Here is a 20,990-nt window from a genome sequence, read left to right as displayed (position 1 = left end):
TTTGCATCCGATTGCAATTATGATCGGTATATACACATGACAAAGGAGCTTTTCACCTTGAGATATTATGTTCTGGATCGCGGGGATAAGCGTTCCATTGAGCTGAGTCAGCAGTTTCACCGTCTCGCCGAAAGTAAAGGTTTCAAGCTTGATTCGGAATCTCCAGAGATTGTGGTTTCTATTGGCGGAGATGGCACCATGCTGCACGCGTTCCATACGTTTACGGACCAGATTCCGGATATTGCATTTGTGGGTGTACACACTGGACACCTCGGCTTTTATGCCGACTGGCGGGCTGACGAGCTCGAACATCTAGTGGAGCTCATGAGTGCCAACGGGCCAGAAGGCTTCGGAAATCCGCGAATTGTGAAGTATCCTCTGATTGAAATCGAAATTCACAAGAAATCGGGAAGTGCCTCTTATCTTGCTCTTAATGAGTTTACGTTGAAGGGCGTAGACGGCACGATTGTCGCTCAGGTCGATATTAACGACACCGCCTTTGAAATGTTCCGTGGTGACGGAATATGCGTATCCACCCCTTCCGGCAGTACTGCTTACAATAAAGCTCTTGGGGGAGCGATGGTGCATCCGACCATCGAAGCGCTCCAGTTGAGCGAGATCGCGTCCATCAACAATCGCGTATTCCGCACACTGGGCTCTTCATTGATGCTGCCTAAGCATCACCATTGCGACATCTTCTCACGGAAAGAGCAGCGGTTGCTACTGACCGTCGACCATTTGAACATCCAGCTTGACGATTTGGTGTCCGTGCGATGCCAGGTAGCGAAGGACAAGGTCAGCTTTGCCCGTTACCGCCCCTATCCTTTTTGGGACAGGGTCCGCAACGCGTTTTTGAATTGAAACTTACTGAAGCTAAAATGAAACAGCGGTTCCTGAGATCAGGAACCGCTGTCGCTTTTGGCGTTGTTATGCTCTTGACTTTGCCGTTCACTATGTTTTCCCTGCTGGACCGGTGAACTGCCCTGCTCCTTCGCAAAGCGCGGCTTGCTGTCCCGCTGCTGCTCGACATTCCGCTCAAATCGGCTGCCTTTTGCTTCCCGCTCCCGCTGGTTCTGAGGCTCACGGCCAGGACGATTTCGGCGGGTATCCTGAGTTTGGCGATTCTCCCGCGGACGCTTGACATCCCGCGTTTCACGCCGAGGCTGTCTGGCCTCGCGCTTCTGCTGCTCAGCCTCTGTCTGCTGTGCGCCAGTCTCATCCTGAAGCTCCTGTTCACTTGTTCCTGCAGCATCCAGCAGTTCCACATGGATGTTTGAGACTCCTTGAACTCGTTGAATCACAAAATAAGCACAGCCAAAGTTGCAGTATTCATTGATGTAGTCTGACAGTACGCTAATGGATGATTCCTTGTTCGCTTTGGGGTGCCCCTCTCTGTAAAAACCTTTCAGGCGAAGCTGGTTATATCCCCAATCTCCGATGATATAATCATAACGGTCCAGCACTTCACTGTACCGATCACGGAAAGCCTCCGGATTCCATCCATTTTTATGGTCCTGTACAAGTTCGTATATTTTGCCGCCTATCTGAAACAAGGTTACATACCGCCTTTCCCCGATCAAGCCTGCGAAACGATACCTTCTTCCTTTTGCCGAGCAGCGGACTTCACCTGCTCATGCGCATGGTAGGAGCTGCGTACCATCGGGCCGGATTCCACGTGACTGAAGCCACGCTTCAATCCTTCTTCCTTCAATTTCGCAAAATCCTCAGGTGGATAATATTTTTGCACGTACAAATGTTTTTCAGACGGCTGCAAATATTGGCCGATCGTCATAATATCGCAGCCAACAGCCCGCAAATCGTCCATCGCTTGCAGTATTTCGTCCCACTCTTCACCTACGCCCAGCATAATGCTTGATTTGGTAGGAATGGACGGCTGCATTTCCTTGGCCCGCTGCAGCAATTCAAGGGAGCGGCGGTACTTGGCTTTAGCCCGCACCTTATCTGATAGACGTTCAACGGTTTCGATATTGTGGTTCAAAATATCGGGTTTGGCATCCATTACGATTTGCAGAGATTCTCTGTCTCCCAAGAAGTCCGGAATCAACACCTCCACACTACACAGCGGAAGTCGATTGCGGATGGCCTTCACCGTCCCGGCAAAGATGGATGCGCCTCCATCTTTCAGATCATCACGCGCTACGCTCGTTACGACACAGTGACGCAGGTTCATCTGCTCTGCCGCCTCGGCTACACGCTCCGGCTCCTGCAAGTCAAGCTCTGTAGGCAGTCCGGTATTCACCGCGCAAAAACGGCAGGCCCGAGTGCAAATATCACCCAATATCATAAATGTCGCTGTCCTGTTCGCCCAGCATTCGTAAATGTTAGGACAGCGCGCCTCTTCACATACCGTATGCAATGTCTTGGAACGCATCATACTTTTTATTTCTTGATAGTTGTCCCCCGTAGTCAGCTTGATACGGATCCAATCGGGTTTCGGTTCTTTTACTTTTTTGGACAATGTCGTGAACCTTCTTTCTAAATGAGGTTACTGTCATCGCCACATATTATAACATGAAAGTGGTGGGAAAGCCTCCATTCTTTGTTTTCGGCACAACTCATGTCGTATGGATAAAATACTCCTTTATGGATAAATCTAAGGAAAAGCGCCGCTTGATGACATGAACTGCGGCCGTTATACCAACACGGGCATACAGGCCCGGCCGGAAAAGGGGAATGTGCTTTGCCTTTCAACCTGTACACAGACCGCATGCCGCTCTGGCTAACTGTCCTTTTGGCAGGAGTTTTACTCTCCATATGGACGAGCGCACCTGCAGTAGGGGCGGAAGCGAGAGCCTCAGCAGAATCCGCTACTCAGACACTGACCGGAAAGCAGCTTTATGAAGCCAGGCTGGCCCTGTATCGCCAAATACAGAAGGTTACAGGTGTGCCTTGGGAGCGCTTGGCGGCCATCGATCAATACGAGCGCACCCTAACCCTTGCCCATCCGAAAGACAGGAAGCATAACGAGCGGCTAACGGGTATTTATTTCAGCGGTATGGCTTGGTCCGGCTCGTTTAACCCCGATCAGGATGACAGCAATCCAGGCTCGATCGCCTTTTTTGACGGCTACGGACAGGACGGCTCTGGTGACGGTATAGCCAGCAGGGATAACGACAAGGATCTTCTTTACACGATGGCATCCCACATCGCCGCATTCGGCCAATCGGAAGATAACTTCCACGTCGCCCTGTGGGAATATTATCACAATTCCCGTTCCGTGCAGCGTATTCAGCAATTTACCAAGCTGTACACAACCTTTGGCACCCTGGATCTCCACAAGCATGCCTTTCCCCTTCCCTTGGGCAGCGACTATTCCTACCGCAGCACATGGGGAAGCGGGAGAAACTGGGGCGGCTACCGCATTCACGAAGGAACGGATTTGTTCGCCGGATACGGCGTGCCTGTCCGCAGCACCTGCTACGGAGTCATTGAAGTGAAAGGCTGGAATCCATTCGGCGGGTGGAGGATCGGCATCCGGGATATCGATAACAGGTACCATTACTATGCTCATTTACAAGGCTTCGACAAAAACCTGCATAACGGAGATGTGGTAAAACCAGGACAGACCATTGGCTGGGTAGGAAGCTCCGGATACGGCAAGCCCGGCACACAGGGCAAATTCCCTCCCCATCTACATTACGGGATATACCGGGACAGCGGCTTAACAGAATGGTCCTTTGATCCGTATCCGCTGCTGAAGAAGTGGGAACAGGACGAGAGAAAAGCTTTAAAGTCTAAAAAGAAAGGGCTGTCCCCAAAGTGATATGCTCCCCATATAGTAGACAGGTGAAAAAACAAAATCCTGTTACTGTATGGGGAGTATTTTTATGGAACAAAAGAGGTTTACGGCACTTGAAAAATTGAATATTCTCCAAGAAATTGAATGTGGCGAACTTGGTTTAAAAGCTGTAGCTCGAAAGTACGGATTATCCAAAACATCTGTAGTCGAAAACCCAGTTCCCGAGAAACGGACAATGCGAAACTCACACAAAGTATGTCCCGGGTGGGCCGTTGCATGGATAACGGTCCCATGGAATCCTTTTGGAGAACACTCAAATGTGAGAAGTACTACTTGCATACCTACCGGACCTTTGAAGAGCTCCAAAAAGACATAGATGATTACATACATTTTTACAATTACGAACGGTTACAGGCAAAACTAAACGGCCTCAGCCCCAAAGAATTCAGGACCAAGGCCGCTTAACTATCTTTTACTTTTTGTACTGTCTACATGACGGGGTGCAGTGCAATTTCCGGTTGTTCTTGAAAGTTGGGGTCTGCACGCAGCAGCGGAGAGAACGAAGCAATTCCGGAAAAGCGCAGCGTTCGCCTTTGGCCCGAAGGGTCAACAGCGATTGTAGGAATGCTTCGTTCTCGGAGCGTCTCCCCCACGCACAAAACACGCACGAAAAGAGTGCCCCGGTCAAGAGCCTTTGGGGACACCCACAGCTCCGATGAACACACTCTGTTTACAACCTATGTGCTTCTGCTTTTAAACAGCAAATAAATGAAATAGGGTGCTCCAATCGCAGCCGTGAAAACCCCCGTCGGTACTTCCAAGGGTGAAAATAATGTTCTGCCCATTAAATCCGCACCCATGACGAGCAAAGCTCCTATCAGCGCCGCTGCTGGAATAAGTGCCCCGTAAGAAGAACCCACAAGTTTCCGGGCAATATGAGGTGCAATTAACCCAACAAAGCCAATGCCTCCTGCAAAAGCAACCGCCCCTCCAACCAAAGCCGTACAAAGAAGCAGCAAATAGAGCCGCTGACGCCCAACATGACTCCCTAGTCCCGTTGCAAGAGAATCCCCTAGCTGCTGTACATTTAACTTACGTGCAGCACCCCAGGTCACCAAGCTAATTACCGTAATCCATGGAGCCAATACAGCAACATCCCCCCAATTCGTTCCGTTGACTGTGCCAATCAGCCAAATATTCGCTTGACTGGCATTGTGGATAGGACTGAGAATCATAAAAAACGTCGTAACCGCCTGCATAAGTGCGGCAATGCCAATGCCGATTAGCACCATCCGCAAGGGAACAACTTCTCCATGCTTATAAGAGAGCAAATAAACGATAAAGGTAGTTAAGGTGGCGCCTAAGAACGCACCGAGTGGCAGCCACTCAATACTAATCAACAATGAGCCGGTATCCCGATCGCTAAATAAAGCGAGAAATAAAACAACTGCCGCGCCAGCCCCTCCTGTTACTCCAATAATTTCCGGTGAAGCCAGTGGATTGCGTACAAGACCTTGCAGAATGCTACCTGCTATGGCTAGACCAATGCCAGCGAGCAATGCCATTAAGACTCGTGGAAGACGAATAGATGTAACCACAAGTCTCTCCATGTCATCCCCTCTGCCGAAAATAGCCTGAAGGACTCGAACAGGAGAAATACTCATATCTCCCATTCCTGTGCTCAATAAGAAAAGAAGTAGTGTTAATAACAATAAGCATCCCGAGGTGAGGAGTGCTTTCTGATTCAGCAATAGCGAAACCCTGGAGCCAATTCGTAGAGTTAGCTGCTTTTTCATTTGGTTAAGCCCCCTCTACGAGCGATATAAATAAAAAATGGTGTACCAATCACTGCCGTCATTACGCCGACAGGAACCTCTTGCGGCATCAAAATGAATCTTGCTCCTATATCGGCAGCCAGTAACAATATTCCACCGAATACCCCGCAGTAAGGAATAACCCATCTATAGTCTGTTCCCACAAATGCACGGGCAAAATGCGGAATAACGATACCCACAAAGCCAATCGGCCCGGCAACAGCGACTGAACTCCCGGCTAACAGCACAACAATTAACACAAGTATGCCTCTCACAAGCTGCGTGCGCTGACCTAACCCCCGCGAAACATCATCACCAAGCAGTAACAGATTTATTTTTCCGGCCATCAGCATCGAACCAAGCCAAGCGATAATCAGATAAGGGAGAACGCTGGTTAACATCTCCAATTTACGCCCCTGCACCGACCCCGCCAGCCAGAACAATACTTCGTCAAGGGCCGTTTCATTTAATACAAGAAGTCCTTGCGTCAATGATGAAAACACCGCTCCAATGGCAACACCGGCAAGTGTAAGTTTAATAGGAGTGAGTCCTTCCTTGCCAATAGAACCTATTATGAATACCAAAGAGGCGGCAAAAGCCGCGCCAAGGAAGGCGATCCATGAAAACACTTGGAGCGAGTGGGCAGAAAAGACAACAACAGCACAAACAATAAAAAAAGACGCGCCAGCATTAATCCCCAATATCCCGGGAGAGGCGAGTGGATTTCTGGTGAGTGCCTGCAATATGGCCCCTGCTATGGCAAGGCTTGCACCCACGGCCGCCGCAATAAGCGCGCGTGGTACACGGACAGTCTGCACAATAATATGTTCATTTGAACCATTAAATTTTGTGAAAGAGTCTATCACAGTACTTGTACTTGTATCAACGTATCCATATACGACACTTGCTGCCAGGCAATACATAAGCAAAAAGCTAAATAATATTAATCCTGCTACTTTCTTCTGCTTTGTTTGAAAAATCATATTTATGTACCCTTTCCTTCTCATTATGTTCAGTCTAATTAAATTGAAATAATAGTCAATGAGAATTTCTATCAATTATGAATTGACAACCCTGCTCTCTGAATTATATCATTCTTTTTGTGAATGAAAATCATTATCATCAATGGGGGCTACTTAATTGAAAAGCTTTTCTTGGAGTTTGCTTATGCTGGGGCTAGTATTTTCCCTGCTGCTAAGTGCTTGTGGGACAAAGGAAGAACAAAAGAATGAAGCGGCAACAGAAACAGAAACAACCGAAAAATATTCGGTAGAGCATGCGATGGGTACAACGGAGATCACAGGTCAACCGCAACGTGTTGTCATTTTGACAAATGAAGGAACTGAGGCTTTACTTGCCATGGGAGTAACTCCAGTTGGAGCTGTAAAGTCATGGAGCGGGAATCCATGGTATGAACATATTCAAGATCAGATGAAAGATGTGCAGGTCGTTGGTACAGAATCCGAGGTAAACGTTGAGGCCATTGCTGCCTTAAGACCAGATCTTATTATTGGCTCTAAAATGCGTCAAGAAAACATTTATGAGCAGTTACAAGCCATTGCTCCAACTGTTTTCTCAGATACATTAAGAGGAGACTGGAAAGAAAATTTCAAGTTATATGCAAAGGCTTTAAATAAAGAACAAGAAGGTGCTCAAGTATTAAAGGAATATGATAATCATGTAGCACAAGTTAAGCAAAAATTAGGGGATAAAGTGAATCAGGAAGTATCGGTCGTCCGTTTCATGGCCGGAAAAACGCGGATTTATTACACCGATTCTTTCTCTGGCGTAATTTTTAATGAACTGGGCTTTAAACGTGTCGAACAGCAAGAAGCGCTCTTTACTGATGCCAATAAACTAGGAAAGCTTGCTATCGAGGTAGGCAAAGAAGTTACCCCTAAAATGGATGGAGATCTCCTTTTTTACTTCACCTATGCTCCTGATGGAGATCAAGAAGCTCTAGGCACGGAAGCAGAGTGGACCAACGATCCACTTTGGAAAAATTTAAAAGCTGTTCAAAGCGGGAACAGCCATCAAGTCAGTGATGTCATTTGGAATACTGCGGGTGGAGTGCTTGCAGCCAATCAAATGCTGGATGAGCTTGAGAAGATTGTGCTGGCTGATTAAACATTGATTTAACATGCAAAAGGGAGTCCCGCAAGGTCTATTAGTCCGGGACTCCCTTTTGCACGTTCTGAGACGCTCCGAGCATCCCCCACCTCTTAAAAACAACATAAAATTGACATTGTTAGTGATTACAGCGAGCGCTGCTGATCGCGAATCTCCCGCCAAGTGACCACGCGAATACCTTCCTTCTGCAATAGCCGGATAACCTCTTTGTCGCGGAACACCTCATATTCAAAACTGCGAAGCTGCCACGTGTCCGTGATTGCTTTTAATTCTTTGGTGTCCCGTGATGGGTGAAAAACAATCTCCGTAAGGCCAGGCTTTAATGCCTTAATAGTGCGAATTACCGTTTCTTTCGTATTAGCATAAGAAGCCTTCTCACCAGCCGGTAGTGAAAAGGGAAGCATCTCAAAGTGATCGAGAAGCAGCACACCCTTCTCCTCCGCAAGCTTCACCATCTCTTGATGCCGAGGATGCTGCAAGAACATGCCGCTAAGCTTGGAAAATCGCAGCGGGAGCCGATATGTCTCGCACAGGTCAAGCAAAATTTCGGTGACATGGTATATCGAGCCCATATGGTTGTCTATGTGAGTGAGGTCCATTCCCATTCGCAGAGCGAATTCAATTTGTGCAATCGCTTCTTCACGGATCTCCTCAGGATTGGCGTTGGCGACAACCGTCTCTGTAGCTGCCGGAAAATATCCGAACTCATGAATCAAAGTTGATAACTGACTATTCAACGGTCCCCATTTGTAATGCTCCCATTCACTCGTAAATGTAAGATGGATCCCCACGTCGGTCTTCGGGTTCTGTTTCACGAAAGCGGCAGCTTCCAGCACCCAGGGACAAGTCACCATTATACTCGTCGAATCAATGACACCTTTCTCCAGCAGCCTACTTATTGCCTGATTCGTTGCATGACACATACCAAAATCATCCGCATTAATGATCACTAAACGCTCATTGGACATATCCAATCCTCCTCGTTTACAACAGCATACTCAAGATATTGTATGATAACGCTTACGAATTAGTAAAGACCGGAGAAATGATCGGATGAATTTCGAGCAGTTTCCGGTCTTGGTAAGTTGGGGACAGGAATTATGTTATTTAAAACTTTCGCTGCCGCATTGCCTCAAACAGCAGCACCGTCGCCGCCATCGCCGCATTCAGGGATTCAGCCTGTCCGACCATCGGGATCAGGATGCTGTCATCAACCAACGTGGCCACAGCGTCCGATACGCCCTGTCCCTCGTTCCCGATCACCAGCCATACGGGCTGACTGAAATCATATGAATAGCAGGAATAGCTCGCCTGCAGCGACGTGCTGACCACCCGGGCCCCTCCGGTCTTAGCTGCAGCCAGTATCTGTGTCAGCTCCGCTTCCACAATCGGCAAATGGAACATCGAGCCCATTGTGGAGCGTATCGTCTTCGGATTGTACAAATCCGCACAGCCGTGGCCCAGGACAACTCCGGCCGCGCCAGCGGCATCTGCACTGCGAATAATTGTTCCAACATTGCCCGGGTCCTGCACACCATCCAGTACGATCACCAAGCCGTCTTGCTGCCGCAGGAGCTCGTCTGCCTGGCGTGCCTCTTTTCGCACAACGGCAAACACAGCCTGAGGAGTCTTGGTCTCCGTACACTTGGCTATGACGGCACAGGAGACAGCCGCCCATTCCGGCTTCCGGTCAGGCAGTTGCGCGAAGCCTCTAAGCTCGTATGGAATGCCTTTCTCTATATCATAGGCTATACATTCAATGTCCGCACCGGATCGCAGCGCTTCCTGCACCAGATGCACACCTTCCACAATATACTTTCCCTGCCGTGTACGATGTTTTTTCTCCAGTAGCTGCGCCCACTCTTTCACACGCGGGTTGTTCGGAGAAATCAGTTCCATGCTCGCTTCATCCGTTCTTTGTTCATTCTTAGTCTAATCGGCAAAATCCTGTTCAAGCTTGATCAAATGCTCCTTATGTCCAACTACAATAAGAACATCACCGGCCGCAAGACGTTCATCAGGACTTGGGGAAATGTTCATTTCCTGCCCCCGGCGAATGCCCATGACGTTACATCCGTACCGTGCCCGAATGTCCAGCTCCTTCAGGTTCATGCCGAGCATTGCTTTAGGCGCTCTCATATCAAATATGCTGTAATCCTTCGACAGTTCAATATAATCCAAAATGTTCGGTGAAGTAAGATGGTGCGCAACCCGCAGTCCCATATCCCGTTCCGGATAAACAACCTTGTCTGCTCCTATTTTCTGCAGCACCTTACCATGCAATTCATTCTTGGCTTTAACAATCAGCGCCGGAATACCCATATCCTTCAGAATCAGGGTCGTTAAAATGCTTGCTTGTATATCCTCACCGATAGCGACCACCACAACGTCGAAATTGCGAATGCCGAGCGCTCGCAGCGCCTCCTCATCGGTGGAATCGGCTGTCACGGCATGGGTCACCATCTCTGCGATTTCCTGGGTACGTTGCTCGTCGGAATCGATGGCCAATACATCGTATCCCATTTCACCGAGCGCATTGGCCACGCTGGAACCAAACCGTCCCATTCCGATGACCGCGTACTGTTTTTTAGGCATGTTTTGACCTCCATAAATGTCACATTTCTACCATCCTAGTATAGCACAATAAGACAGCCGTGTTCATCAAGACAGGCGTGACAATCCCGTACATATTTAGGACAGGGTTAGGGAAAGCTGTACACTGATTCATTGAATTTGATCATACCGGGAGGAACAAAATAATGCCCATCACACTTGATTTACGCCAGGCCATCATTCATAAGGTTCACGGGGAATCGGAGGAAGACCTGAGGCATATGATCGAAGGCTCCATTAACGGACCGGAAGCTGCCCTTCCCGGTCTGGGTGCCGTGTTTGAAATGATCTGGCCCAACATCGATCAGAATCATCAAAACGAAATGGTCCATATCCTGCATGAGCATTTAAAGCAAGTAACACCACAGCCTTTAAAATGATACAAACCAAGAAAGCCGACGTCTGTCGTAACAGACGTCGGCTTTCTTTACTAATGCTTACGTTTAATTACGGTCCGATTTCCGAAACCCGCTGGTTTTATGGTGCTGTTTCTAAAAATTTCGCTGTTGGATTTTTCTCCATCGCCGTTCTCATCGCATATTCATTCTCGAACAGCACGACATAATTCCCCTTCTTGTCTTTAACAAGTGTGGAGTTGATACGGAATTTACTTGGATCGATATTATCGTCGATGATCCAGCGGGCAAACTGGTATGGCATTCTTTGAAGCTGAACATCCACTCCGTACTCACCCTTCATCCGGTACTCAAATACTTCGAACTGGAGCTGTCCAACTACACCCAGAAGTGTATCATCAAAGCTGACAGTCTGGAATACCTGAATGGTGCCTTCCTCTGTGAGCTGGTCAATCCCTTTCTGATATTGCTTATGCTTCAGCGCGTTTTTTACCGTAACTTTCGCGAAGATTTCAGGGGAGAAGGTCGGAAGCTCGTCAAATACAACCTCACTGCCTTGGCTGAGCGAATCTCCAATCCGGAAGATGCCCGGGTCGAACAAACCGATAATATCGCCTGGAAAGGCTTCTTGCACAATATCCCGGTCCTGAGCCAGAAACTGCTGCGGTTGCGAAAGCTTGATTTCTTTGCCCATTCTGGCATGCTTTACGCTCATGCCGCGCTGAAATTTGCCTGACACAATGCGCAAAAACGCGATCCGGTCACGGTGTGCCGGGTTCATATTGGCCTGGATTTTAAAGACATATCCGCTGAACTTCTCATCCGTAGGCTCGATTACACCAGCAGTGCTTTTACGAGGCTCCGGTTTGGGAGCAAGCTTCAGGAAGTTCTCCAGGAACGTCTGCACGCCGAAATTGTTAATGGCGCTGCCGAAGAACACGGGTGTCAGCTCACCGCGTTGTACCTTCTCCATATCAAATGGATCACCCGCAACGTCCAGCAGCTCTAGATCCTGACAAAGCTGGTCATGTAGAAAGTCACCGGCCATCTGCCGGATCATCGGATCGTTATAATCTTCAACCTTCTGCACTTGAATGTTGGAGTGATCGTCGCCTTGGAACAACTCGACCTGATTGAGCGTCCGGTCATAGACCCCACACAGCTCGCGCCCTGTTCCAATCGGCCAATTCATCGGCACGGAACGGATGCCCAGCACCTGCTCCAGCTCTTCCATCAGATCGAAAGGGCTTCTTCCTTCCCGATCCAATTTGTTAATGAATGTAAAGATCGGGATGCCCCGCTTGGCACAGACCTGAAACAGCTTGATTGTCTGCGCCTCCACACCCTTGGCCACGTCAATCAGCATCACGGCGCTGTCCGCAGCCGTCAACGTGCGGTAAGTATCCTCACTGAAGTCCTGGTGACCCGGCGTATCCAGAATGTTCACCCGATGCCCTTCATAATCAAACTGCATGACAGAGGAAGTAACCGAGATCCCGCGCTGCTTCTCGATTTCCATCCAGTCACTTGTGGCATGCTTACTTGCTTTACGGGCCTTGACCGTACCTGCTTCACGGATGGCTCCCCCGAACAAGAGCAGCTTCTCGGTCAGAGTCGTTTTCCCCGCGTCCGGGTGGGATATAATTGCAAAAGTACGACGCTTGTCGACTTCCTGCTGCAGCAAATTTTCCGTTGTTTTACTCATTTCACTTTTCCCTTCGTCGCATAAATACTTTTCGCTATTGCAATCTATTCAAACCAGGACTTTCTCATCCGCTTTCATCAAATCGGCATAAAGACAACCCTCGCTTAACCATGAAATCATTATGTTATTATAGCATACTCTGAACGCAAATCATCCCCATACGCCGAAAGACGAATGAGGATGATTATTTGTGGATTTATGTTATTCTGCAGGCATACTGCCAGCATCGTCCGGCCTATTGACCCTCGCCGACCTGCCATACCACATTGTCTTCTTCCTGGCCGCTAACCGGCCACCATCCGAAGCCATCCTGCCCAATCAGCCTGTTCGCTCCTTCCGGTCCCCAGGTTCCGGCAGCATACGTCTCAAGCGAGTCTGGTGTCTTCTCCCATGCCCTGACAATCCGGTCCACGAAGGCCCAAGCCGTAGCTACCTCGTCCCAGCGGGTAAAATAGGTTGAATCCCCCTCAACCGCATCCTGCAGCAGCCGTTCATAAGCTTCAGGCGAGTTGATGCCTACCATGCAGCTTTGACAGAAGTCCATGGCCAAAGGCTCAATTTCCGTCTCAGAGCCCGGCTTCTTCGCATTAATCTTCACGTAGATGCCTTCCATCGGATTCACACGAATAACCAACAGATTCGGTTCCAGTTTATATTTTTTTCCTAAATATACATTGTTGGGCATGCTCTTGAATTCCACTACCACTTCCGTGGTTTTAACCGGCAGGCGTTTCCCTGTCCGAATATAGAAAGGAACCCCCGCCCAGCGGAAATTGTCCACAAATACACGGGCAGCGAAATACGTCTCGGTACTGGACTCCGGATTCACTTTGTCCTCCTGACGGTAACCCGGGAGCTCCTTCCCACGGTAGCTGCCTGCTGTATATTGCCCACGAACCACATTCATCTTCACATCTTCATTGGATGCAAAAGGACGAAGGGAACGAAGCACCTTCACCTTCTCATCCCGGATATCCTCCGGAAGGAGCCGGCTTGGCGGTTCCATGGCAATCATGGTCAGCATCTGCAGCATATGGTTTTGTCCCATATCACGCAGGGCGCCCGAATGATCATAGTACTCCCCACGTTCTTCCACACCGACCGTTTCTCCAAGGGTTATTTGCACATTAGCTATATGCTTGTTATTCCATAAAGGCTCAAAAAATGCATTCGCAAAACGAATGACCTCAATATTCTGCACCATTTCCTTGCCGAGATAATGGTCGATCCGGTAAATCTCCTCTTCGGCGAACACCTCGCGAATCTCCTGATTTAACTGCTGCGCCGACTCCAGATCATAACCAAACGGCTTTTCAATCACGAGACGGTTCCAGCCTGCGCCTTCCAGCATGCCGCCTTCTTTCAAACTGTTGGATACACTCCCAAACAACTCCGGGGCTAGCGCAAGGTAAAACAACCGATTGCCAGAGATGCCGAATTTCGCTTCAATCGCTTCCGTTTGCTGCCGAAGCTGATGGAAGCCCTCCACATTGTTGATGTCCAGCGATTTGTATTCAAAATGGGAGGCGAATTTTTCCCAATCCTCGCTGTTCGCTGCCTTGTAGCGGCAAAACTCCTGAATGGAATCATACAAATCATTATGAAATTCCTCCAGCGTACGCGGACGACGCGCTACACCGATCACAGCAAATTCCTCTCTCAGCTTGCCTTCCCTGTATAAACTGTAAATGGCCGGATAGAGCTTACGGCGAGCCAAATCACCGGTTGCTCCGAAAATGAAAAATACCACACCTGGAGTTTGCACTTCATTCATCATTTGATTTTCAGCCATAGCTCCTCATTCTTTCTTTGAAAGTTTTATGGTGATCTGACTAAAATTCCCGGCAGTTCCAAAGTGAATTCGTGATTTGATCCAGTTTAGCATATTTTGGTATCTACAGGCTATCCGTCTGCTATAAGATTTCTTTATAGAATTACTTTCCTGCACACTATATGTTTCAGGTACTATCCTGTATTTTACCCAATCCCTGGATGTTCAACCCACATGGATTGAATGCAAAAAGCCACCAAGCCTCAGTGCATTACTACTGCGGTCTGGTGGCTGACTTTACTCGGCCAAGCCGTTCTTATATGCATAAATAGCTGCCTGCGTACGGTCCTCAACCCCTAACTTGGCAAGCAGATTGGTAACATGGAATTTCACTGTTTTAATGCCAATAATCAGCTCATCCGCAATATCCTGATTGGATTTGCCCTGGGCAAGCAGGCGCAGCACCTCCATCTCCCTTTCCGTCAAGTCGGCGTGGGCGGGTGCCTGTGCTTGAGGCTTGCGGAACCGGTCCATCATTTTGGAGGCAACCTGCGATTCCAGCACGGACTGTCCCCGGGCAGCGGCCCGAATGGCATCCGCGATTTCGCCCGCACGTGACGTTTTGAGCAGATAGCTGAAGGCGCCGGCTTCGATTACCGGGTACATTTTTTCATCATCCAAATAGCTTGTGAGCACAATGACCCTGCATTGCGGCTGCTGCTTCAGCACCTGACGGGTCGTTTCGATCCCGTCCATGCCGTCCATCACCAGATCCATGAGAATCACGTCCGGCTGATATTCAGCCGCAAGCCGAATGCCTTCCTCACCGCTGCCCGCCTCGCCCACGACTTCGATACCGTCCTCAGTGCCAAGCACGGCTGCCAGGCCAATACGCACCATTTCATGGTCATCCACCAGCAGCACTTTGATTGGATTTTCCGTGTCGTTATCCATCATTCTCGTTCCTCCCGCTTTCTTCGTTCATGACGGGAACCGAAATTTCAATACGTGTTCCCTTTCCCGGTGCCGTAATGTATTGAATCGCTCCGCCGATCTCGTTAATCCGTTCCTGCATGGTGGATAATCCATAGGAAGCCTGCTTTTTGTCATCGAGCTCAAAGCCGATCCCGTTATCGCGGATCATGACACGAAGCAAGCCTGAGCGCTGCTGTATACGGATCTCCATTTTCGTCGCCTTCGCATGGCGAAGCGTGTTCGACATGGCTTCCTGCATGATGCGGAACAAATGATTTTCAATACCCTTGACAAGACGGATTCCACTGTCCATCTCAAAATCAATCTCTATTGGAACTTTAACCTGAAGCTCCTTAATCAGCTCTCTAAGGCCCTGCTCTAAGTGCTTTCCTTCCAAATATACTGGTCTTAAGTGCAGCAGCAGCGCTCTCATCTCCGATTGGGCCACCGCCGACATTTCTTCGATCAGGGCGACCTGGCGCTGGGCCTTCGCAAAGTCCTTCTCCAGCGTCCTGCCTACAGCCGTAGCGGTCATGGAAATGGCAAAAAGCTGTTGCGAAACCGCATCATGCAGTTCCCTTGCCAGTCTCTGTCTTTCCTCTACTATAGCAGATATTCTGGCTTGTTCGGCAAGCTGTGCATTATTTGTGGATAACCGCTGCAGCGAGGATACCTGCTCTTCCCACTTTCTCCCGATGCGGCCCAACTGTTCGCCGAGCCTGCCGATTTCATCTGCCCCTAGCTCGGGAAGCTCCCTTGAAGGACTGCCCTTCTCCCACATCAGCAGCGTTTCGCGCATCAGCTCCAGCCTTCTTTTCACCCGGTAGCTTTGATAAATGCCATAAGTAGCCCCCAGCCCCACGAGCAGAAAAAATAATGCCGCCCCGAACTGCAGACCTGCCCTCCATTCAGGAATAGGCTTGATGTATCCATATGTATTGGCCATATACAGGAAGACAGCCCCCACAATGAGAGACAGGAGGATGCCTTCACCCATGCTGCGGGTGACCATATTGGATGTTTTACGATCATTCATATACGGTACCTCCTGCTCCTATATAAATTGAAAACGTACATCTCCTGCTACATAAGAAATAATAAATTTGACCTTGTATTCGCTCTCCGCATAATTCGGAGATTTCCATACCAACCGGTTCAGCACACCTACGTCCATATCCCGACCAAGCTCAATTTGCCCAAACACCACAACCGCCTCAACCTCAACCCCATAATACTCGGGAATCCAAAAATCCACATCCCCTAAAATCCCTTGCATATAAAAAACCGTCTCCCGCTCCTCCGGCAAAGCCAGCGAAAGATCCGCATTCATTTCTCCAATAACATGCCATATGCTTGCATTGCGCAAAGTCCATGGCATCTCATCCCACTTATAATTGGACATAAAGTTTTGCTTGAATACCGCGCTGCCGCCCGGCTGTATTTTACGTGACCTATAATAAAAGACACCCAGCGAAATCAGAGTAATGCCTATGAATAACACCAAATTGTCCAGTACGAGCAGCACACCGCCAATAGCAGCCAGCATATAACCTTTTTTGAGACGGTTCCTTTGCATTTTATATACGCCTGCAAAGATCAGAATCAGTGCGACGATGGTAAAAAAGCCTATAAAATTATGAAACAGCGCCAACAAGCCAAGAAGAATCATAACCCAGCCTGCCATAACCGTTTTTCGCCTCTCCATGCCGCACCCTCCTTTCTTTCAGGTAGGAAAAGCCATGCCGGCGTTCACTAGAAACGGCCGAATGGCTTCTCCGATAGTATGGAACGGTCTTCAAAGTTCATTCCATACAGCATATCATATTGTTACATTAACGAGTAGCTTTCTTAACCCTTTGGCTTATCAGTGCTCTTTTGCAGCTTGCTTTTCAATTGCTCTAACTGCTCTTCCACCTTAAGCTGTTTCTCGGCGTCAGCAGGATTCACGTATTGACCGGCTCCGGCACGGTACGGTGCCCGCAGCACATCGGCTTCCGCTTCCATCTGCATAATTTTTTCCTCCATACGATGGAAGCCGAGAGACGCACTGCCGCTCTCAATCGTATTTACGCTGCTGATTTGAGACATTTGCTTTTTGGCTTTAGCCATTTGGGCACGGGATACGAGCTCGTTGCGCTTATTGCGCATTTTGTAAAACTCGTCCTTCATCTCATGAAGCTGCTGAACAAGATCTTTCACCTGATCCGAAGATTGTTTGTGAAGCTCACGATATTCGTCCAGCTTCTGTGCAAAATAAATTTTTTCTTCCAGCAGCTTGCGTGCAACATCCTCCTGACCGTTGCGAAGTGCAGCTTCCGCCTGCTTCTCCCGCTCGTTGGCTCCGCGCTCTGCTTCCTCCAGGCGCTGCTTCATGCGACGTTCATTCGCCATCTGCTTCGCTACCGTCAATTCAGCTTCATGGATTTCACTTTCCATATCACGCAGGTACTGGTTCAGCATGACTATCGGGTCTTCCACCTTATCCAGCATGTCGTTAACCGAAGCTCTTGTCATATCCTTCATTCTTTTAAAGATTCCCATTTTTACGTTCTCCCTTCTCTAATTCCGCTATTTTTTTACGCAGTTCCGCCAATTCCTTCTTCATGGCTTTCTTCTCGATATCTTCCATCATGGAGTCCAGATCACTGCCTTTGCTGCCAAAAGAGGATTGCTGACCGTAACCATTATTAAATCCTTGGCCTGCACCGTAATTTTGTTGGTGCTGTTCTCTGCCATATTGGCCTCCATATGGACCACTGTTATAACCTTGCTGAAATGAGCCGCCTGGATGCCCATAACCGTTATGAGGGGGGTGTGGTTCTTTAGGAATTACGAGTGCAGCGATAAAGTAAATGAGGATCGTTGCTCCCCCGGTGAAAGGAATGCTGATCAACAGCAAAATCCTGACCCAGGTGGAATCGATACCTACGACATCAGATAGCCCGCCGCTCACCCCTGTGATCATTCTGTCCCGGCTTGACCGGTATAATTTGGTCATCTCATCGTCTACTCCTTTCTTCCATCATTTAGCTTCTGCTTCAGTCTTGCCAGCTCCTGATCCAATATGGATCCTTTGGTGGTATGTCCGCCGGTATACCCGGCCTCGGAACGGCGCAACTCGCGCAAGCTGTATGTCTCTGCTTCAATATCTGCAACCTTATTTTCCAAGCGGTCAAACATCCGGGGAATATTTCTTCCGCCGTATGTACCCGCACGATCGTTCATTTGACGCTGTAAATTCAACGTCTCCATACGTGCCACGTAGTATTGTCTTTTGCTGTATACCGTTTGATACTCAGTTCGCAGCTCCTCCAACTGATATTCAAGCTCCTGAAGAGATTCTCTACTCTGTTCCCACAGCTCCGTATACTGCTGGGCCTTTTCTTCGTAGAGCAATTTCTCCTGGAGCGCCAGCTTGGCGACATGGTCTTCTCCTGCTTTTACTGCCAGTAAAGCCTGCTCTTCTCTTTTGTTCAGCATAGCCAAGGCTTGCTCCATTTGCAGCTTCATTTGTCTTGTGTGTATTGCATATTGCTGCTGTAACTTCTCAGCTTCTGCAATATCCCTCCGTGTGGCGGAGAGAAACTGGTCAATCATTCGAACGGGATCCTGGCTTTGCTCCAACGCGTCATTGAACGTTGCCACCGTGATGTCCCGCATACGACGAAATACACTCATTTGGTATGCTCCTTTCCTCTAATTTAATATCTGGGTCCGCGACCTCTTAAGAGTGAAATCCCGAAAATGATAAGTCCTACAGCAAGGAGTGGACCGATCAGCCAGGATAACTTGCCGATTAGAATCAGCAAACCCAAAATTAAAATAACCCAGCCAATCACCCTGTTACCGCTTCGGATTCCGTAGTAACCAAGCACGATCATAGCCATCGGGATCAGATAGCTCATAATCTCATGCAGCAGATAACCGAACGCCGGAGTAAAGTTACTGAGAAGAATCAAAGCGCCTACTACGATAAGCAAAATGGCCAAGCTTTTGTTTCTATCCATTCTCATTGATTGATCACCGCCTTTCGTTATCTCTCTCTTATGTCTTTATTCTATACGTATCCCCCTTCCGTTAAAACGGACTGGGGACGGTTTTTAGACCTAGCCTCAGGTCTAGGTATATTCTGGACCCTAACTGCAGCATGAAGATAAGTAAAGAGGAATGCACAAAAAAAGATAGCTCTCAAGTTCTTCACTTGAGAGCTATCTTTCAAAAGGATGCCGGCGAGAGGACTCGAACCTCCACGGTTTCCCTCACGATTTTGAGTCGCGCGCGTCTGCCAGTTCCGCCACGCCGGCATATTATGGAGGCGCCACCCAGATTCGAACTGGGGATAAAGCTTTTGCAGAGCTGTGCCTTACCACTTGGCTATGGCGCCATATCTTTATGGAGCGGACGACGGGAATCGAACCCGCGACCCTCGCCTTGGCAAGGCGATGCTCTACCGCTGAGCCACGTCCGCATATACAAAATGGCTGGGGATATAGGATTTGAACCTATGCATGACGGAGTCAAAGTCCGTTGCCTTACCGCTTGGCTAATCCCCATTATAAATAAAAGAGGGCGATCGATGGGACTTGAACCCACGAATGCCGGAGCCACAATCCGGTGCGTTAACCCCTTCGCCACGACCGCCAAAACAAAAAAATATGGCAGGGGCAGCAGGAATTGAACCCACACTAACGGTTTTGGAGACCGCTGTTCTACCTTTAAACTATGCCCCTATAACTGGTGGAGGATGATGGATTCGAACCACCGAACTCGTAAGAGAACAGATTTACAGTCTGCTGCGTTTGGCCACTTCGCTAATCCTCCATAAATGGTGCCGGCGAGAGGACTTGAACCCCCAACCTACTGATTACAAGTCAGTTGCTCTACCAATTGAGCTACACCGGCGTATTTAATTGAAAAGTGGCTCGGGACGGAATCGAACCGCCGACACGAGGATTTTCAGTCCTCTGCTCTACCGACTGAGCTACCGAGCCTTATGCAAATTCCGTTTCATCAAATAAATGGCGGAACCGACGGGATTCGAACCCGCGATCTCCTGCGTGACAGGCAGGCATGTTAGGCCTCTACACCACGGTTCCAGAGGCACTTTCTTAAATTGAAAGTAATTGCGGGGGCAGGATTTGAACCTGCGACCTTCGGGTTATGAGCCCGACGAGCTACCGAACTGCTCCACCCCGCGATATTAAAATATGGTGGAGGCTGAGGGGATCGAACCCCCGACCCTCTGCTTGTAAGGCAGATGCTCTCCCAGCTGAGCTAAGCCTCCATCTTGAAACACTATTAGATCATACCATATTTATGTATCCCAGATCAATAAGCAATTTGCTTCAATATAACTGTGAAACATAAGGTAAAAAATGACCCGTAGGGGATTCGAACCCCTGTTACCTCCGTGAAAGGGAGGTGTCTTAACCCCTTGACCAACGGGCCTTATAATAAAATTAAAGCAGAACGGAGAGAGAGGGATTCGAACCCTCGAGACGCTTTTGGCGCCTACACGATTTCCAATCGTGCTCCTTCGGCCAACTCGGACACCTCTCCAAAAATGGCTCCCCGAACAGGACTCGAACCTGTGACAACTCGATTAACAGTCGAGTGCTCTACCAACTGAGCTATCAGGGAATATTACTGCTTATTAATTCAGGAAAACAGCACCGCCAAATGCCATTTGTAATCCTTTAAACATTACAACTGCTTGAGTTGACATGTCCAGTGATTACACCCTGAAAACTGGATCCGAAACGTCCATTGCCTTTTAGAACCTTTAGGATAAGCCCTCGACCGATTAGTACTGGTCAGCTCCATGCATTGCTGCACTTCCACCCCCAGCCTATCTACCTCGTCGTCT

General features: G+C 48.7%; 21 protein-coding genes, 15 tRNA genes and 1 rRNA gene. 5 read left to right on the top strand and 32 right to left on the bottom strand.

Features of this window, described 5'->3' with window-relative positions; translation table 11 throughout:
• Nucleotides 1-57 precede the first annotated feature (57 nt).
• Nucleotides 58-861, top strand: a complete 804-nt coding sequence (locus OIN60_RS16815; RefSeq protein WP_305756024.1) for an NAD kinase — start codon at nucleotides 58-60, stop codon at nucleotides 859-861.
• 38 nt (nucleotides 862-899) lie between these two features.
• Here the strand turns inward: OIN60_RS16815 and OIN60_RS16810 are convergent, their stop codons facing one another.
• Both OIN60_RS16810 and lipA read right to left on the bottom strand, forming a co-directional pair.
• Nucleotides 900-1,553, bottom strand: a complete 654-nt coding sequence (locus OIN60_RS16810) for a YutD family protein (RefSeq protein ID WP_305756023.1) — start codon at nucleotides 1,551-1,553, stop codon at nucleotides 900-902.
• Between the two features lie 23 nt (nucleotides 1,554-1,576).
• A complete protein-coding gene (gene lipA / locus OIN60_RS16805) occupies nucleotides 1,577-2,479 on the bottom strand; it encodes a lipoyl synthase (protein WP_305756022.1) in 903 nt (300 codons plus the stop codon).
• A 249-nt stretch (nucleotides 2,480-2,728) separates the two neighbouring features.
• Between lipA and OIN60_RS16800 the strand changes: the two genes are divergently transcribed.
• Together OIN60_RS16800 and OIN60_RS16795 are read left to right on the top strand one after the other, a co-directional pair.
• A complete protein-coding gene (locus tag OIN60_RS16800; protein WP_370872525.1) occupies nucleotides 2,729-3,784 on the top strand; it encodes a M23 family metallopeptidase in 1,056 nt (351 codons plus the stop codon).
• 120 nt (nucleotides 3,785-3,904) lie between these two features.
• Nucleotides 3,905-4,225: an IS3 family transposase gene (locus OIN60_RS16795; RefSeq protein WP_370872522.1), complete on the top strand. Its 321-nt coding sequence runs from the start codon at nucleotides 3,905-3,907 to the stop codon at nucleotides 4,223-4,225.
• 272 nt (nucleotides 4,226-4,497) lie between these two features.
• On the opposite strand, the gene OIN60_RS16790 is transcribed toward OIN60_RS16795, so the two are convergent.
• On the bottom strand, nucleotides 4,498-5,556 hold the full coding sequence (locus OIN60_RS16790) for a FecCD family ABC transporter permease (RefSeq protein ID WP_305756019.1): 1,059 nt from the start codon (nucleotides 5,554-5,556) through the stop codon (nucleotides 4,498-4,500).
• Nucleotides 5,553-6,557 carry a FecCD family ABC transporter permease gene (locus OIN60_RS16785; RefSeq protein ID WP_305756018.1) on the bottom strand — a complete coding sequence of 335 codons (1,005 nt, stop codon included), beginning with the start codon at nucleotides 6,555-6,557 and terminating at the stop codon, nucleotides 5,553-5,555. The genes OIN60_RS16790 and OIN60_RS16785 overlap by 4 nt, the downstream gene beginning before the upstream one ends.
• Before the next feature lie 157 nt (nucleotides 6,558-6,714).
• On the opposite strand from OIN60_RS16785, the gene OIN60_RS16780 reads away from it, so the two are divergent.
• Nucleotides 6,715-7,701 (top strand): ABC transporter substrate-binding protein, encoded by a 987-nt coding sequence (locus OIN60_RS16780; RefSeq protein WP_305756017.1) that lies wholly within the window; start codon nucleotides 6,715-6,717, stop codon nucleotides 7,699-7,701.
• 128 nt (nucleotides 7,702-7,829) lie between these two features.
• On the opposite strand, the gene OIN60_RS16775 is transcribed toward OIN60_RS16780, so the two are convergent.
• From OIN60_RS16775 to OIN60_RS16765, 3 genes are all read right to left on the bottom strand, one after another.
• Complete coding sequence (locus OIN60_RS16775; RefSeq protein ID WP_305756016.1) at nucleotides 7,830-8,672, bottom strand: polysaccharide deacetylase family protein; 843 nt, start codon at nucleotides 8,670-8,672, stop codon at nucleotides 7,830-7,832.
• 139 nt (nucleotides 8,673-8,811) lie between these two features.
• On the bottom strand, nucleotides 8,812-9,603 hold the full coding sequence (locus tag OIN60_RS16770) for a TrmH family RNA methyltransferase (protein WP_305756015.1): 792 nt from the start codon (nucleotides 9,601-9,603) through the stop codon (nucleotides 8,812-8,814).
• Nucleotides 9,604-9,636: 33 nt separating this feature from the next.
• Complete coding sequence (locus OIN60_RS16765; protein ID WP_305756014.1) at nucleotides 9,637-10,299, bottom strand: potassium channel family protein; 663 nt, start codon at nucleotides 10,297-10,299, stop codon at nucleotides 9,637-9,639.
• 164 nt (nucleotides 10,300-10,463) lie between these two features.
• Between OIN60_RS16765 and OIN60_RS16760 the strand changes: the two genes are divergently transcribed.
• A complete protein-coding gene (locus tag OIN60_RS16760) occupies nucleotides 10,464-10,697 on the top strand; it encodes a small acid-soluble spore protein SspI (RefSeq protein WP_305756013.1) in 234 nt (77 codons plus the stop codon).
• Nucleotides 10,698-10,794: 97 nt separating this feature from the next.
• Here OIN60_RS16760 and OIN60_RS16755 read toward each other — a convergent pair whose 3' ends face one another.
• The 25 genes from OIN60_RS16755 to OIN60_RS16635 all read right to left on the bottom strand — a co-directional run.
• Nucleotides 10,795-12,378, bottom strand: a complete 1,584-nt coding sequence (locus OIN60_RS16755) for a peptide chain release factor 3 (RefSeq protein WP_305756012.1) — start codon at nucleotides 12,376-12,378, stop codon at nucleotides 10,795-10,797.
• Between the two features lie 235 nt (nucleotides 12,379-12,613).
• The gene (gene zwf, locus OIN60_RS16750) at nucleotides 12,614-14,170 is read right to left on the bottom strand and encodes a glucose-6-phosphate dehydrogenase (RefSeq protein WP_305756011.1); all 1,557 of its coding nucleotides are present in this window, start codon (nucleotides 14,168-14,170) and stop codon (nucleotides 12,614-12,616) included.
• 276 nt (nucleotides 14,171-14,446) lie between these two features.
• Nucleotides 14,447-15,103, bottom strand: a complete 657-nt coding sequence (locus tag OIN60_RS16745; protein ID WP_305756120.1) for a response regulator — start codon at nucleotides 15,101-15,103, stop codon at nucleotides 14,447-14,449.
• A complete protein-coding gene (locus tag OIN60_RS16740) occupies nucleotides 15,096-16,160 on the bottom strand; it encodes a sensor histidine kinase (protein ID WP_305756010.1) in 1,065 nt (354 codons plus the stop codon). Before OIN60_RS16740 ends, OIN60_RS16745 begins: the two co-directional genes overlap by 8 nt.
• Nucleotides 16,161-16,178: 18 nt before the next feature.
• On the bottom strand, nucleotides 16,179-16,829 hold the full coding sequence (liaF, locus tag OIN60_RS16735; RefSeq protein ID WP_305756009.1) for a cell wall-active antibiotics response protein LiaF: 651 nt from the start codon (nucleotides 16,827-16,829) through the stop codon (nucleotides 16,179-16,181).
• Between the two features lie 143 nt (nucleotides 16,830-16,972).
• Complete coding sequence (locus OIN60_RS16730; RefSeq protein WP_305756008.1) at nucleotides 16,973-17,665, bottom strand: PspA/IM30 family protein; 693 nt, start codon at nucleotides 17,663-17,665, stop codon at nucleotides 16,973-16,975.
• Complete coding sequence (locus tag OIN60_RS16725; RefSeq protein WP_305756007.1) at nucleotides 17,652-18,122, bottom strand: PspC domain-containing protein; 471 nt, start codon at nucleotides 18,120-18,122, stop codon at nucleotides 17,652-17,654. The genes OIN60_RS16730 and OIN60_RS16725 overlap by 14 nt, the downstream gene beginning before the upstream one ends.
• 8 nt (nucleotides 18,123-18,130) lie before the next feature.
• Nucleotides 18,131-18,802: a PspA/IM30 family protein gene (locus OIN60_RS16720; protein WP_305756006.1), complete on the bottom strand. Its 672-nt coding sequence runs from the start codon at nucleotides 18,800-18,802 to the stop codon at nucleotides 18,131-18,133.
• Between the two features lie 23 nt (nucleotides 18,803-18,825).
• Complete coding sequence (locus OIN60_RS16715) at nucleotides 18,826-19,137, bottom strand: LiaF transmembrane domain-containing protein (RefSeq protein ID WP_305756005.1); 312 nt, start codon at nucleotides 19,135-19,137, stop codon at nucleotides 18,826-18,828.
• Nucleotides 19,138-19,348: 211 nt separating this feature from the next.
• Nucleotides 19,349-19,428: transfer RNA gene (locus tag OIN60_RS16710), tRNA-Leu, on the bottom strand.
• 6 nt (nucleotides 19,429-19,434) lie between these two features.
• Nucleotides 19,435-19,508, bottom strand: a tRNA-Cys gene (locus tag OIN60_RS16705).
• Nucleotides 19,509-19,517: 9 nt separating this feature from the next.
• Nucleotides 19,518-19,592: transfer RNA gene (locus OIN60_RS16700), tRNA-Gly, on the bottom strand.
• A gap of 10 nt (nucleotides 19,593-19,602) precedes the next feature.
• A tRNA-Gln gene (locus OIN60_RS16695) sits at nucleotides 19,603-19,677 on the bottom strand.
• Between the two features lie 15 nt (nucleotides 19,678-19,692).
• Nucleotides 19,693-19,765, bottom strand: a tRNA-His gene (locus tag OIN60_RS16690).
• A 15-nt stretch (nucleotides 19,766-19,780) separates the two neighbouring features.
• Nucleotides 19,781-19,854: transfer RNA gene (locus OIN60_RS16685), tRNA-Trp, on the bottom strand.
• 5 nt (nucleotides 19,855-19,859) lie between these two features.
• Nucleotides 19,860-19,945 (bottom strand) — tRNA-Tyr (locus tag OIN60_RS16680).
• A 5-nt stretch (nucleotides 19,946-19,950) separates the two neighbouring features.
• Nucleotides 19,951-20,026 (bottom strand) — tRNA-Thr (locus tag OIN60_RS16675).
• Between the two features lie 16 nt (nucleotides 20,027-20,042).
• Nucleotides 20,043-20,115, bottom strand: a tRNA-Phe gene (locus OIN60_RS16670).
• 28 nt (nucleotides 20,116-20,143) lie between these two features.
• Nucleotides 20,144-20,220: transfer RNA gene (locus OIN60_RS16665), tRNA-Asp, on the bottom strand.
• Between the two features lie 27 nt (nucleotides 20,221-20,247).
• Nucleotides 20,248-20,321, bottom strand: a tRNA-Met gene (locus OIN60_RS16660).
• A gap of 11 nt (nucleotides 20,322-20,332) precedes the next feature.
• A tRNA-Val gene (locus tag OIN60_RS16655) sits at nucleotides 20,333-20,408 on the bottom strand.
• 92 nt (nucleotides 20,409-20,500) lie between these two features.
• Nucleotides 20,501-20,572, bottom strand: a tRNA-Glu gene (locus tag OIN60_RS16650).
• Nucleotides 20,573-20,594: 22 nt separating this feature from the next.
• Nucleotides 20,595-20,683: transfer RNA gene (locus tag OIN60_RS16645), tRNA-Ser, on the bottom strand.
• A 5-nt stretch (nucleotides 20,684-20,688) separates the two neighbouring features.
• A tRNA-Asn gene (locus OIN60_RS16640) sits at nucleotides 20,689-20,764 on the bottom strand.
• Nucleotides 20,765-20,907: 143 nt separating this feature from the next.
• Nucleotides 20,908-20,990: ribosomal RNA gene (locus OIN60_RS16635) — 23S ribosomal RNA — on the bottom strand; the annotation flags it as partial.

The organism is Paenibacillus zeirhizosphaerae (genome assembly GCF_030705605.1).
In the GTDB taxonomy this organism is placed as follows: domain Bacteria; phylum Bacillota; class Bacilli; order Paenibacillales; family Paenibacillaceae; genus Paenibacillus; species Paenibacillus zeirhizosphaerae.
The sequence above is the reverse complement of the archived record's forward strand: the minus strand, read 5'-3'. Positions and strand labels throughout refer to the sequence as shown.